Source organism: Thermosynechococcus sp. FA-CM-4201 (genome assembly GCF_054689355.1).
Genome location: NZ_CP079920.1, coordinates 1171111 through 1185448, shown reverse-complemented (window position 1 = coordinate 1185448; position 14338 = coordinate 1171111). Strand labels below are relative to the sequence as shown.

Below are 14338 nucleotides of genomic sequence, written 5' to 3'. Positions count from 1 at the left end.
TAGCCTATCACACTGTCCTCAACTGCATCAGTAACACCTCCCAGACGAGGCGAGGCTGAACGTACTGCTGTAAATATTGGCGGGCACGCTCCAATTCCTGAAGCAGGACAACACACCGCGGGAATTCTCCCCCCTGCCAAAGTTGTTGCTGCATTAGACTGAGGAGCCAAAGCTGCCGTTCCACATCGAGGGCTTGAGTGATGTCCCGTGCCAATTCCAAAGCAGTTTGCAGAGGTAGGGGGGCATTCAACTGTTCACCGAGGTGGCGAAACGCCTCAGGAATCTCTTGCCATGTTTGCCACGCTTGCAGAATCGCTCCCGGAGACCCAGCCCCCAACTCCAAAAGGGCAGGAGTGATCTGAGGCCAAAAGTCAGGGGGCGCCACCTGTTTCAATACCTGTTCGACATCGTAACGATTCAGGGGATAGAAGGGAATTTTCTGACAGCGGGAAACGATCGTATTCAAGAGCGCTGATGGACTGGGGGCAATGAGAATCAACGTGGCACGCCCCGGTTCTTCGAGGGTTTTTAGCAGGGCATTGGCGGCGGCTTCGTTCATCGTTTCGGCATGACTCAAAACCACTAGCGATCGCGGCGCACGCATCGGCGGTTGGCTGAGGTGACGGCTGAGGTGGCGAATTTGCTCTAGACGAATCTGGGGGGCACTGCGGGGAATCTCCTTCTCAGCGGCGAGGAGTTGGCGACGGGTGTAGAGCGTCCCTTGGACACTGTAGGTGGGTTCAATCCAGAGGACATCGGGGTGGTTGCTAAGATCGCTGGCCTCATTGAGAATCGCTTGCAGAAAACAGCGGGCAGTGAGGGCACGGCCTACCCCCTCAGGTCCAACAAAGAGATAGGCGGGGGCGAGTCGCTGGCGATCGAGGGCATGGGTCAAGAGTTGCACAGCGGTTGGCTGACCAATGACAGGGCGAAACCAACTCATGGGTTGGGGAAATGGGCTGCGACGTAGGCAATGGCACTGGGGCGATCGCTAACAAGGCCATCGAGCATCGCCGATCGCAGGGCAAGGAGAATTTGCCGTAACTGCGGCCCGCGAGGATAGCCCAACTGTTGCAGATCATGGCCATTTAAGGGCGGCTTTTGCAATCGCCAATGCCAGAGGTACTCCCGCAATAGGGCGACATCCGCTAAATCGGCTTCGCTACCCTGCGCCTGCTGCACTGCGGCCAAAAGCACAATGACGGGTAGGGGGTGACGCTCTAAAAATTCACAGTAGCGACTGCGCTGTTGCTCGCTCTGCCGTAATGTCTGCCATTCCTCTTGGAACTGAGGAAAAGTGTCGAGCCACTCACCGATGTGCTCCCCCAGTTGCAGTTGACGGGCGATCGCCCCTGCAGTGGGGACAGTCACAATCAAAGCCAAGAGTTCTAGCTCCCACAGGGGAAAGGTTTGCCACTCCCGCCGCTCAGGAACTTCTGGCCACCACTCCCAAACCAATTTCAAACGCACCTTGGCCGCCTGATCAAAGGTGACTTGGCGATCCAAACACTCAAGGGCACCCAACTCCGCTAGTAACGTCAAGGCACGCTCACCGCCAAAGGATTCAGTTGGCGCAAGGGGCAGTTCGAGGATGTGGCGCAGTTCATTGCGCAGCCGACTTTGTAGGGAAGGCCGTTTTGAAGTGGGGCGATCGCGGGTGGCAAAGACACCGCTGGTCAGGGCATATTCAATGTACTGGCGGGTTTGCGGCTCTAGGTCAAAGCCAAGGCGCACGGCAAAACGCACGGCTCGAAAAATCCGCGTCGGGTCTTCAATAAAACTATTGGGGTGGAGCACCCGAATCAGTCGCCGCTGCAAATCCTCCCGTCCGCCAAAGAAGTCCAGAACCTCCCCGTGGCGCGGTGGCGTCAGGCGCATAGCGAGGGCATTGATGGTAAAGTCGCGGCGGTAGAGATCTTGGCGAATCGAACTAGCAGCCACTTCCGGATGGGCGGCCGGATAGGGATAAAACTCACTGCGGGCGGTGGCAATATCCACAGCAAACCCCGCCAAGGGCGAGGCCTTCGGCCAATGCAGTGCAGCGGTTTGAAACTGACCGTAGATCTGTAAATCGGTCTCGGGGTAGAGGTCATGGAGCGCTTGTGCCAAATGCACGCCGGCCGCTTCTTCCTGTTGCACCCCATCCACCACCAAATCAAACTCCCGTGTCGGTAAATGGTGATTCCCTTGGGCGATCGCCAGCAGCAGATCCCGCACGGCGCCGCCCACAAGGTACAGTTGCCAGCCGCGTTCCTTGGCGATCGCTGCCGCCCGTTGCAGTAGCGCCCAGAGTTGCTCCGGCAGTCGTTGTTGCAGTGCCTCGTAAAGATTGAGGGTTGGCAAGGGGCAGACCGTTTCTGTTTCGCGGCTGAGGGCATAGAGGTGGCGCAGCACATCGGTACGGGTGACAATTCCGACCAGATCACCTTGCTCATTCACCACCGGTAATCGCCCAATATCGTACTGCACCATTAGGGCTTGAATCTCTGGCAGTGGCGTTGTCGGGGAAACGGTGCGCACTGGTGCTTTCATGTATCCTTTGACTGGGGCATGGGCAAAGCCGTGGTGCAGCGCTACATCCAAATCTCGCCGTGAAATAATCCCCTGAAGTTCCCCTTCAGCACTCACGACCGACAGACCAGAGTGGCCATAGCGCAGTAAGACGCGGTGGGCATCGGCAATGGGGGTTTCTGGGCGTACGGTTCGCACGGGTGAGGACATGAGTTCTGCTGCTGTTGGTGGATGGGGAATCTGTGCTTGGAGCGCTGTAAATACCTCTTTGAGCACCGCCTCTGGTTGGTCTGTGGTCATCGTTACTGCGGCGGCTTGGGCATGGCCACCCCCGCCAAGGGGAGCCAGTAAATGGGCAACATTGACATTGGGAATTTGGCTGCGGGCAATAATGGCGAGATGATGTTGGCGATAGTAGTGGCCAAGGAGAATGGCATCGCATTCACTGAGATCCGCCAATTGGGTGATTAACCGCGAGAGGCCGGGGAGATACTCCGCTGTGTGCAGCAGTACCCAGCCTAGCCGATAGCCCTGATAAACCACTTGCTGGAGATTGGCCCACGCCTGCTGCAAATAGGGTTGCAGGTCTGCACTCAAGCCAGCCTCGGAATAGGTGGCGATCGCTCGCTGATTGGCCCCTTGGCTCAACAGCCATGCCAAAGCTTGCACATCCCGCACTGTGGTTTGCTCAAAGGTCAAAGAACCCGTATCCGCATGAATCCCCAAAGCGAGAACCGTTGCTTCTGTGGGCGTCAGGCGAATCTCTGCGGTCTGCAACTGTTCGCAAATAATGGTGCTGGTTGCCCCCACGGGTTCTAGCCATTGCTGCTGCGGGACAATATCCCCCGTCATCTCCAAATGGTGATCGTACAGGCCAATTTGGACTTGGGGTTGATCCAGCCATCCTGCTGCTTGCCCCAATTGGCGGCGCCACTGCGTATCCACCACCCAAATCTGCCGTAATTGGCTAGGATCAACGGCTCTTGCTTCAATGAGAGGGTATTCATCGCGATGGTAGGCCAAAAACTCCCCCACCTTGGGATGGGTCCCCCCAGTCAAGACAATTTTCGTCCCGGGATAAAGGCGCGTCAGACCAACGGCTGCCCCAAGGGTGTCAAAATCAGCAATTTGATGACAAAGGACAACATCCATCAGAACTTCCGCAAGGGGGCGGTGGTGAGAATTTTCAACTGCCCTGTATCCAGTCTGCGGCAAGTTGTCTTCCAGCAAAAGGACAAAAATTAGTAGAGAAGAGGAATCAGTTTTTTCACTGTCTGCCGATAGGTCGGGTAGTCCTTAAACTTGGCCGATAGCCACTGTTCCTCTTGAGCGGCCTTGCGGTCAAAGAAAATGAAAAGGGCGATCGCCCCCAGCCCGTGGGAAAGGCTCATTTGCCATACGCCATAGGCCAAGGCCAAAAAGATGACGCTGCTATAGATCGGATGGCGCACCCAACCATAAACCCCCGTGGTCACTAACTGACTGTCTTCTTTGGGATGGGGTAGAGGCGTCAAGTTGTTCCCTAGGTGAAACAAGCCAGCAATGCCTAGGCCAAGGCCAATCAGCCCCAAGCCAAGGGTCAATCCTAGGCGCACGGTAAAGGGCAGACTAACCACTCGTACCACTGGTAGCAAAATAAAACCGACACTGAACACCGTTTGGCCAATGACCCAAAGTTCTCCCCGCTGGTTGCGCCACCAGTCTTTGCTGAAGCCCCACTCTTGCAGTTTATTCACCTTGGTTGCCGCTGTTGCTGGATATCTTAAATTCTAGCGATCGCGTGCTCACTCCACAGGGGGCAACAATTTTGTGGCTTTAGCACTGGCTTTTTTCGCCTTCGTCTGGCCACTTCCCAGTTTCCCCAAGGATTCTTGGAGTGTGCCCATCGGGCAAATCGCGCACCACGCCCGCTGATTAAAGATCACCCCTAAAAGAATGGCAACAATGGACGTGACGACGCACATATTGACAAATAGACCCCCCACCGCCACCCAGTTGCCCCATGCCAACGTCATGCGAATCGCAAAAACCGTCATGATGAAGCTAAACACAGCCCAGCGAAAACTTTGTTTTTTGAAGAGTTTGGGATAGGGACGGTGGGGACTAAAGTGATAAAGCACAATGTCTAGGAACGCGCCACGCGGGCAGAGGTTGCCACACCAATAGCGGCTACGAAAATAGGCCAGGGCAGGAATACCCAGCATCATGGCCAGCATGAGGTACCCCAGCCACGAATACCACAGACCACCGATCGCAATCAGAAAAAATAGCCAAATCATTGCCCACTGACTGGGCTTGCCCCTCAACGATCGCTTCATAACCTGCTTAATCGTATAGTCTTATATGACTATAGAGTTACTTAGTAGAAAAAGTCAAGGTCTGGCGCCAGTGTTTTCATGACAAGAATGGGCTTTAGCCCGCCGCAAGCTGCTACGGTTTTAACCTAAGCAGTTAGGCGCTTTCTGAGTTTATAGTATGCTAGAGTTGAGCTGTTTCCACGTTCAGAACTAGAGACGTGCAAACTATAAACAAAAGTATCTGGGTCTCATGGAAGTCCCAATAGTTGGGGTTATGGCTCCCCCCATTGGGTTAAACCCAATGTAGCTCAGTGTGTAACAACACTGAGAAGTCGTCGTCCCTTTAAGGCGTGCGGAGAGTCACTCTTTACGTTGCGCAGTAAACTTCCCACCGACTAGAGTCGGGGGCTTTCAGTAGCCCTAGGCCATTGGGCAAGCCAAATAGCCTGAACTTCCAGCGAGCATTACGGACTCGCCCAATAAGGCAATCACAGAGGCACCATTCAGATCAGCATCACCAACCTAGCCACAATGACCACAAGCAAACTGTTTGCCATTTCGATAGGACCGACAAGGATCAGGATGAATATGCAGGCATCGATGGCAAGTTTGGCTGGTATACGCTGGATTGACCGTCACCCACTTCACGCCTTCTCGCAGACATTTGTACTCAATAAACTGCCGCAACTGATAGAACGACCAGCTATTGGAGCGTCTGCGTTCGGTTTTGCTTCGGGGTTGCTGATTCAGGCGCTCGCGAATTCCCGTCAAGTCCTCTATCGCGATCACCGCATTGAGCGCTTTCGCTTCACGGACAATCGCCGCACTGATCGAATGGTTGAGCCACTGTTGAAAGCGTTGTTCTTTACCCGCCAGCCGTTTCAAAAGTTTTCGGCAAGACCGCCGCGAACTTCTTGTGCCCTGCGAGGCTCGTTTTTGAATCGACGCTCTCACTCGATGAAATTTATCTCGACGTTCGTTTAACTGATTCCCATCCCAACCTCCACCTGTACTGGTTTTAGCAATCTCTCGTCGCCCCAAGTCCACGCCAATGACGGTGCTCGGTTCAGAAGGTTCAGGAACCTCTTCGGTGATTTGGATGTGGATATAGTAGAAGCCATCCCGATGTTTGCATAACTGAGCCGATGTTGGCCTTCGCCCTCTCAACCTGTTCTTTTGATAATCACCCATATCAAGCTGAATGGTCTCTCGACCCTCCAACAGCGTCAGGCTCACCGCCCCATCTTTTTCCTTGAAGGTAAAGATGCGAGCATCAAAATCTGCCGAAGTTGGCTTGAATTCTTGAACCGCTTTACCTTTCAGCTTGGCGGTCTTGCGGTTGGCTCCGACTCTGGCACAAACCCGAACCGCTTGATTAGCGCTTAACCCAAACCGAGAACGAAGTTCCTGATAAACCCTGTTTTGAATGGTGATCTTATTCGTTACGGTCGGCTGAACGGTTTTGTTGGCAAAGTTACAAGCATCTGCAAACGCTTTCAAGAATCACTCGATTTTGAGAGACTGTTCAGGAGTGGGCTGAAGCTTGCAAACGACTGTTAGGGTCTGTTCCATGGATAACAGTCTATCATTAGATTATATTGTCTGTGGCAACGACTAAAGTCGTGTCTGTCTTTCCTCTCCGTACTAAAGTATGGGGCTTCCAGACATAAATCTGGTGAGGGGAAAGCAGAGAAGTACGAGCGGCAATTGCGCATCATCAACCGCTGGGAAGCGACGAGTCAGGTTTGCTCCTGTTGTGGCTATCGCTGGGGTAAGTTGGATTTGGCAGTGCGCACGATTACCTGTGAGAACTGTTTTACGACTCACTGCCGCGATCTCAATGCCTTGAAGATCATCGAGGTCGTCGGGATGGGGTATCGCCCGACGTTAAAACCTACATCGAGGTGCGATCGCGCCGTTGAAGTGTAGAGAATCCTCCGCCTTTAGGCGCGGGAGTATGTCAACTAAGCAAACTTGAGGATTAATGGTAATTCGATCGAGGTGTTCATTCATAATTGGCTATCTCAAGCTTGAGACTTCTTCATCCTACCGTTGCTTTTAGAACCGCCTTCCTATGGATAGCGGATGCTCAGGACCGTGAGTTGCGATCAAGCAAGGATTTCAAGAACGATCGCCGATGCCAGGGGGTAAGGCCATACTGGTCAAGGGCTTGGCGGTGTTGGGGGGTGCCGTAGCCCACATTGCGTTCCCAGCCATACTGGGGATAACGCCGAGCTAAGCGTGCCATGAAGCGATCGCGTCGCACTTTGGCAATAATGGAGGCACAGGCAATACTATAGCTGTGGCGATCGCCCCCAATAATGGCCGTTACCTTTTCAAAGGGCGCTGTTTTTGTTAGTTTGCCATCAATCAGGGCATGATCCCAAGGGGCAACTCGCGCTAGGGCACGCGTCATCGCTCGATAGGTGGCTTGCAGAATATTCACCTGATCAATTTCTGCCACACTGGCACTACCAATGCCAATGGCGATCGCTTGGTTACAAATCTGTGCAAAGAGGCGTGATCGCTGGCGGGCACTCAACTGCTTGGAATCCCGCACCTCTAGAAGGGGAACACAGTCCACCGGCAAGATTACGGCTGCTGCCACCACTGGCCCTGCCAAACAACCCCGACCCACTTCATCCACACCAACAACGCGACAATAGCCCTGTTGCCAGTAGGCCTGCTCATAGATCAGGCTGGGCGGTTCCATCATAAACTCCGCAAGGGTACTGCCACTATAGGGTAGCTTAGGGGCACGGGGAATTGCGGTTCTCTCCTTAAGACTCAGATAATAATCGACAGCATGATTCTAACCTACGAGTACCGCATCCAACCAAGCAGAGAACAAGAGGCCATCATGCTGATGTGGCTAGAGCTGCTACAGCGACACTGGAACGACTGCCTTTGAATTTCGCACTTTATGTAAACTTCCCACCGACTAAAGTCGGGGGCTTTCAGTAGCCCTAGGCCATTGGACAAGCCAAATAGCCTGAACTTCCAGCGAGCGTTACGGACTCGCCCAATAAGGCAATGACAGAGGCACCATTCAGATCAGCATCACCAACCCAGCCACAATGACCACAAGCAAACTGTTTGCCATTTCGATAGGACCGACAAGGATCAGGATGAATATGCAGGCATCGATGGCAAGTTTGGCTGGTATACGCTGGATTGACCGTCACCCACTTCACGCCTTCTCGCAGACATTTGTACTCAATAAACTGCCGCAACTGATAGAACGACCAGCTATTGGAGCGTCTGCGTTCGGTTTTGCTTCGGGGTTGCTGATTCAGGCGCTCGCGAATTCCCGTCAAGTCCTCTATCGCGATCACCGCATTGAGCGCTTTCGCTTCACGGACAATCGCCGCACTGATCGAATGGTTGAGCCACTGTTGAAAGCGTTGTTCTTTACCCGCCAGCCGTTTCAAAAGTTTTCGGCAAGACCGCCGCGAACTTCTTGTGCCCTGCGAGGCTCGTTTTTGAATCGACGCTCTCACTCGATGAAATTTATCTCGACGTTCGTTTAACTGATTCCCATCCCAACCTCCACCTGTACTGGTTTTAGCAATCTCTCGTCGCCCCAAGTCCACGCCAATGACGGTGCTCGGTTCAGAAGGTTCAGGAACCTCTTCGGTGATTTGGATGTGGATATAGTAGAAGCCATCCCGATGTTTGCATAACTGAGCCGATGTTGGCCTTCGCCCTCTCAACCTGTTCTTTTGATAATCACCCATATCAAGCTGAATGGTCTCTCGACCCTCCAACAGCGTCAGGCTCACCGCCCCATCTTTTTCCTTGAAGGTAAAGATGCGAGCATCAAAATCTGCCGAAGTTGGCTTGAATTCTTGAACCGCTTTACCTTTCAGCTTGGCGGTCTTGCGGTTGGCTCCGACTCTGGCACAAACCCGAACCGCTTGATTAGCGCTTAACCCAAACCGAGAACGAAGTTCCTGATAAACCCTGTTTTGAATGGTGATCTTATTCGTTACGGTCGGCTGAACGGTTTTGTTGGCAAAGTTACAAGCATCTGCAAACGCTTTCAAGAATCACTCGATTTTGAGAGACTGTTCAGGAGTGGGCTGAAGCTTGCAAACGACTGTTAGGGTCTGTTCCATGGATAACAGTCTATCATTAGATTATATTGTCTGTGGCAACGACTAAAGTCGTGTCTGTCTTTCCTCTCCGTACTAAAGTATGGGGCTTCCAGACATAAATCTGGTGAGGGGAAAGCAGAGAAGTACGAGCGGCAATTGCGCATCATCAACCGCTGGGAAGCGACGAGTCAGGTTTGCTCCTGTTGTGGCTATCGCTGGGGTAAGTTGGATTTGGCAGTGCGCACGATTACCTGTGAGAACTGTTTTACGACTCACTGCCGCGATCTCAATGCCTTGAAGATCATCGAGGTCGTCGGGATGGGGTATCGCCCGACGTTAAAACCTACATCGAGGTGCGATCGCGCCGTTGAAGTGTAGAGAATCCTCCGCCTTTAGGCGCGGGAGTATGTCAAATCGTACTCGATGCTTCATTGCTCGTTCACTTTTCTAAGAGTCAACTGTCCAATCGGCAGGCCTGAGAAATGTTTCAGGAAGAAAATTACGCTGATGAAAGCTCAGAAACGATTTGTTAGAGTAGCGGTGTCTAAGGGATGACGTTTACACCAGTTGAACTGATATGACCTCCCCACGGTTTAGTTTTAGCGGCTTGGCGGTGACCCGTCACATCGGCACCCTGATGCTGACCCTCACAGTGATTGTTTTGGCGGTCTTTATCCTTTTTCGTCTGCAAGTGGATCTGCTGCCGGGGATTACCTACCCGCGCATTGGGGTACGGCTGGATATTCCAGGGGTGGTGCCTAGTGTTGCTGTTGAGGAGGTGACCAAGCCCCTTGAGGAAGCCCTGAGTCGCACGGAGGGAGTAGTGCAGGTCTATTCCCAAACCCGTGAAGGTCAAGTCAGTATTGATTTATTTTTTGAACCCGGTGGCGATGTTGATCAAGCCTTAAATGAGGCCACTGCTGCCTTTAACCGTGCCCGCAGTACCTTGCCCGATATTATTGAGTCGCCGCGCCTCTTTAAGTTTGATCCGTCGCAATTGCCGGTCTATGAGTTTGCACTGACCTCAGAAACCCTCAGTGGCCGCCAGTTACGGGTCTTTGCCGATGAGGATTTGGATCGCGAACTCAGTATTGTCCCCGGTGTGGCAGGCGTAGATGTCTCTGGGGGGACGACCGAAGAAGTACGAATTCTGGTGGATTTGAACCGATTGCAGGCCACAGGGGTAGGGTTGAACCAAATTTTAATGGCGCTCAGCGATCGCAACCAAGATGTCTCTGGCGGACGCATTCGCGGCCAAACAGCAGAACCCCTTACCCGCACGGTGGGACGGTTTCGTAATGCCAGTGAAATTGAGGATGTGGTGCTGACAGGCGCCAATGGTCAGCGGGTCTATCTGCGGGATGTGGCGCAAGTCGTAGATGGTAGTGCCGAGCAACGGGTATTTGTGACGCTCAATGGCCAACCTGCCGTTAAAGTCAGTATTCTTAAGCAGCCGGAAGCCAATACGGTGGAAGTGGCCGATGGTATCAAGCGCCGCTTAGCAGAGCTACAGGCAGCCAATCTCGTGCCCCCCGATGCGCAGATCATTCCTGTCCTTGATGAATCGGTTTATATCCGCAACTCTCTGAACAATGTGATCACCGCAGGCCTGACGGGAACTCTGTTGGCGGCGATCGCTGTGCTGCTGTTCCTTGGCTCGGTGCGGCAAACCCTGATTATTTTGCTGGCCATTCCCCTGTCAACGATGGCAGCGATGTTGCTGATGGGGCTATTTAACTTCTCCCTCAATGTGTTTAGCTTGGGTGGACTCGCGCTTGGGGTTGGCATCGTTGTGGATAACGCCATTGTGATGTTAGAAACCTTAGCGGATATTGACCCCCACCACATGAGCCAAGAACAGTACCTTGAGGAGGTGAAACGGCGTAGCCAAGGCATTGAATCAGCGCTTTTGGCCTCTACCCTCACTAACTTGGTCGCTATTTTGCCTTTTTTGTTGCTGGGGGGCTTGGTTGCACTGCTCTTTAATGAGTTGATTCTAACGATTAGTTTTGCTGTTGCCGCATCGCTGCTGGTGGCACTCACGGTCGTGCCGGCCTTGGTCTCCCGCCTTTTGGGGGTGCGGGTGCAAAATCGTCTACGACAAGTGGCCTTTATTCGCCTTTTTAATGAAAAGTTTCTCTGGCTGACGGGGCGCTATGAATGGGCCTTGGGGCAAGTGCTACGGGCACGCTGGCTGGTGGTTGGGCTGGCGATCGCCCTTCTAGGGGGAGGAAGTTGGCTTTTGGCTCAGCAAATTCCCCAAGAACTGCTGCCGCGCATTAATACGGGTCAAGTCAACCTCATAGCCATTTTTCCACCGGGAACCCCCTTGCCCACCAGTCGCCGTGTCATGGAGGCAGTGGATCAGGTGCTGATGGCACAACCGGGCACAGAGGCGGTCTTTACTACCACTGGCGGTGCCCTCTTTGGCACGAATACGATTGCCAATCCCCTGCGAGCCAATAGCAACATCATTCTGCGGCGTGGGGTTGATGTGGATCGCTACATTACAGAAGCGACAAAAGCCCTTGATCAACTCAACCTTGTGGGGGTGCGGCTGCGCCTGACTCCTGGCCAAGTGCGGGGGATTATTCTCACCAACTCACCTGTACGCGGTGCTGATGTCGATGTGATGCTGCGGGGCAGTGATGAGCAGACCCTCAACCGCTTTGGTCGCCAAGTCCTCCAAGTTCTTGATGAAAAGGCCACTTTGGTGCGCTTTCGTCCCGATGCCGATCCTCGCCAACCAGAAATTGAAATTCTGCCGGATTGGGAGCGCGTCAGTGAACTGGGGCTGAATACCCTCAACCTTGGTCAGACGATTCAAACCGCCTTGGAGGGGTTTGTGCCCACCCGCCTGCAACGGGGCGATCGCCTAGTGGATATTCGTGTCCAACTCGACAGTGAAAGCATTCAAACGCCCGCTGACCTGACAGCGATTCCCCTTTTTACTGCCAATAACCGTCCCCTCCGCCTTGGGGATGTCGCTCGTCTTGAACCCAGTCAAGCCCCCGGCGAAATTCGGCGTATTAACCAGCAGCAGGTCTTTGTGCTAGCGGGCAATCTTGTTGAAGGTGCCAGTCTCAGTGCTGCCCTTGCTCAGGTGAATGACATTCTCAACGATCTGGAGTTTCCGCCAGGGGTGTCCCTGATGCCAAGTACGGCAGCTCAAACCAATCAGCAATTGCAACAGGCCTTAGTGGTCTTAGGCAGTTTGGCGGCCTTTCTCGTGTTTGTGGTTATGGCGGTACAGTACAACTCGCTGCTTGACCCCCTAGTGATTATGTTTACCATTCCCTTGGCCTTGGCCGGTGGAATTTGGGGCTTGTACCTGACACGGACGGCCATTGGCGCCACGGTCATTGTCGGTGCCATTTTGCTCGTGGGGATTGTTGTCAACAATGCCATCATCATGGTGGAGTTGGCGAATGAGATTTACCGACAGGAAGGCTGTAGCCGTAGCCAAGCCATTCGCAAAGCTGCCCCCGCCCGTCTGCGCCCGATTATGATGACCACGATTACAACGGTGGTGGGGATGTTCCCCTTGGCATTAGGGCTAGGCGAAGGCTCAGAATTTTTGCAGCCCCTTGGCATTGTCGTGTTTTCTGGTTTGGCTGTGGCAACACTGCTTACCCTCTTTCTCATTCCCTGTTTTTATGTGATTCTGCATGGCTTTGAGCGTACCACCCACCGCAGTCTGCCTGAGCCATTGCCAGCACCGGCCGTCCCCTCCTCGGAAGAGCTTCAGGAACGCTAACGCTGTAGGCCAACATTACTGTTTAGAGTGGGAGTGACGCCTCTGCCCAAGTCCTGCCGATGACTGCTGTTGACCCTATTGCTGTTGGTCAAAATACCCTCCTTGAGGTACGCCAACTGAGCGTGTTTGACCGCAATCAACTGCTGCTCAGCGATGTCAGCCTCACGATTCAGCCGCGACAACTAGTGACCTTGATCGGTGCCTCTGGGTCTGGTAAGAGCTTACTGTTAAGCTGTTTGAACCGCTTTATTGAACTTTTTCCGAATCTCCACATGACTGGAGAAATTCACTATCGGCAGCACGCCCTCAAGGAGTGGCATGCATCGCAACTGCGTTGTCGTATGCCGATGATTTTCAGCAGACCAAGTCTCTTTCCAAAATCAATTTATGAGAATGTCGCCTTTGGTGCTCGGGTGCATGGCTATCAAGGGGATCTCGATGCCCTTGTGCAATCTGCCTTGGAACAGGTGAATCTGTGGCAAACTTTGAAGAATCATTTAGGCGAGCCGGCACTTCACCTGTCTTTAGAACAGCAACAACGCCTTTGTCTAGCGCGGGCGATCGCCCTGCAACCGGAGATTCTGTTACTGGATGACCCCTGCATGGGGCTTGATACTGCTGCGACCCGCCGCATGGAGGAGTGTCTGTGCCACCTCAAACAAACCTACACCCTGATCATGGCAACCCATCACCTACGACAAGCAGCGCGGATTTCTGACTGGACAGCCTTTTTAGCCCTGCAAACCACCCCTCAGGGACAGACAGTGGGACAACTGATTGAGTACGCCCCCACGCGCTTACTTTTTCAAAGGCCACAGCATCCCTTAACCCGCGATTATGTCAGTGGTCGTTTCTAATAATTCTCACTGAGCAGCAGTTTGGCAATGAACCCGTATAGAATTGGGGTGTAAAAGCTAACCTCAATATAGAGACAACTAGCTTTTTTAGCTTTACTCTGGGAAGTAGAGATAAACGATGGGTACCTTAATCTTAGGTTGGTTGGATCGGCAGTGGAATAGGGCATCATTTCTATGATTATCTGTTCCGAGTGTTTTCACCCCAATCCCGTTGGTGCTGTTCAATGTGAAGCGTGCTTTTCGCCCATGCCCAGTATGACTCCTTGTCCAAATTGTGGTGCCCCAGTTCAACCAGACGCTAGTTTTTGTGGCCAATGTGGTTTCAATCTGCGTCGCCTTGCCGTCAGCGCACCCCCAATGCCAGAGGTGAGGCAACACACAGCAAGTGCTGCACCAACCGTGGAAGTCGTTGCCCATCAAGGCCGTCTAACAACGCTACCCCCGCCGCCCCCACCACCGGCTCATGTCTTCTCCGTTGAGATTGCCACCATTGAAGCCAAGCTGATTCATGTGCAAACTCGCACAGAACTACAAATTCCCACAGGGCGTCCCGTCATTCATATTGGCAAGCCGAATGATCGGATTCCCCCCGATATTGATGTGGCTGGCTTTCCTAACTCAGAAATTGTCTCTCGCATCCACGCGGATCTGCGGATTGAGGGGAATGCCCACTATATTGAAGATGTGGGCAGTGCCAATGGAACTTACATTAACAATACTCCCCTTTATCCGGGCAATCGTCACCGCCTGCAATCGGGCGATCGCATTGCCTTAGGCAAGGGAGATTTAGTCACTTTTATCTATGAACGCATCTCCTAG

Annotated in this window: 12 protein-coding genes; 5 read left to right on the top strand and 7 right to left on the bottom strand. The window is 53.1% G+C overall.

Annotation, left to right across the window (positions count from 1 at the left end; all coding sequences use genetic code 11):
• Positions 1-7: 7 nt before the first annotated feature.
• The 5 genes from KV190_RS05755 to KV190_RS05735 form a co-directional block, all read right to left on the bottom strand.
• Positions 8-943 (bottom strand): DNA polymerase III subunit delta', encoded by a 936-nt coding sequence (locus KV190_RS05755; RefSeq protein ID WP_460194983.1) that lies wholly within the window; start codon positions 941-943, stop codon positions 8-10.
• A complete protein-coding gene (locus KV190_RS05750; RefSeq protein ID WP_460194982.1) occupies positions 940-3663 on the bottom strand; it encodes a CBS domain-containing protein in 2724 nt (907 codons plus the stop codon). Before KV190_RS05750 ends, KV190_RS05755 begins: the two co-directional genes overlap by 4 nt.
• 89 nt (positions 3664-3752) lie before the next feature.
• A complete protein-coding gene (locus tag KV190_RS05745; RefSeq protein ID WP_460194981.1) occupies positions 3753-4247 on the bottom strand; it encodes a methyltransferase family protein in 495 nt (164 codons plus the stop codon).
• 48 nt (positions 4248-4295) lie between these two features.
• On the bottom strand, positions 4296-4829 hold the full coding sequence (locus KV190_RS05740; protein WP_460194980.1) for a 4Fe-4S binding protein: 534 nt from the start codon (positions 4827-4829) through the stop codon (positions 4296-4298).
• Positions 4830-5330: 501 nt separating this feature from the next.
• On the bottom strand, positions 5331-6308 hold the full coding sequence (locus tag KV190_RS05735) for an RNA-guided endonuclease TnpB family protein (RefSeq protein ID WP_460194979.1): 978 nt from the start codon (positions 6306-6308) through the stop codon (positions 5331-5333).
• Between the two features lie 207 nt (positions 6309-6515).
• Here KV190_RS05735 and KV190_RS05730 point away from each other — a divergent pair, with 207 nt between their 5' ends.
• Positions 6516-6737, top strand: coding sequence for a zinc ribbon domain-containing protein (locus KV190_RS05730; RefSeq protein WP_460194977.1), 222 nt, complete (start codon positions 6516-6518; stop codon positions 6735-6737).
• Between the two features lie 160 nt (positions 6738-6897).
• On the opposite strand, the gene KV190_RS05725 is transcribed toward KV190_RS05730, so the two are convergent.
• On the bottom strand, positions 6898-7521 hold the full coding sequence (locus KV190_RS05725; protein WP_460195236.1) for a ribonuclease HII: 624 nt from the start codon (positions 7519-7521) through the stop codon (positions 6898-6900).
• 253 nt (positions 7522-7774) lie between these two features.
• The gene (locus tag KV190_RS05720; protein ID WP_460194978.1) at positions 7775-8854 is read right to left on the bottom strand and encodes an RNA-guided endonuclease InsQ/TnpB family protein; all 1080 of its coding nucleotides are present in this window, start codon (positions 8852-8854) and stop codon (positions 7775-7777) included.
• A gap of 207 nt (positions 8855-9061) precedes the next feature.
• Here KV190_RS05720 and KV190_RS05715 point away from each other — a divergent pair, with 207 nt between their 5' ends.
• The 4 genes from KV190_RS05715 to KV190_RS05700 all read left to right on the top strand — a co-directional run bounded on the left by KV190_RS05715 (position 9062) and on the right by KV190_RS05700 (position 14338).
• Entirely contained in the window at positions 9062-9283 is a 222-nt protein-coding gene (locus tag KV190_RS05715) for a zinc ribbon domain-containing protein (protein ID WP_460194977.1), read from the top strand.
• A 199-nt stretch (positions 9284-9482) separates the two neighbouring features.
• Positions 9483-12662 (top strand): efflux RND transporter permease subunit, encoded by a 3180-nt coding sequence (locus KV190_RS05710; RefSeq protein WP_460194976.1) that lies wholly within the window; start codon positions 9483-9485, stop codon positions 12660-12662.
• A 59-nt stretch (positions 12663-12721) separates the two neighbouring features.
• Entirely contained in the window at positions 12722-13519 is a 798-nt protein-coding gene (locus KV190_RS05705) for a phosphate ABC transporter ATP-binding protein (protein ID WP_460194975.1), read from the top strand.
• 174 nt (positions 13520-13693) lie between these two features.
• Positions 13694-14338 carry an FHA domain-containing protein gene (locus KV190_RS05700; protein WP_460194974.1) on the top strand — a complete coding sequence of 215 codons (645 nt, stop codon included), beginning with the start codon at positions 13694-13696 and terminating at the stop codon, positions 14336-14338.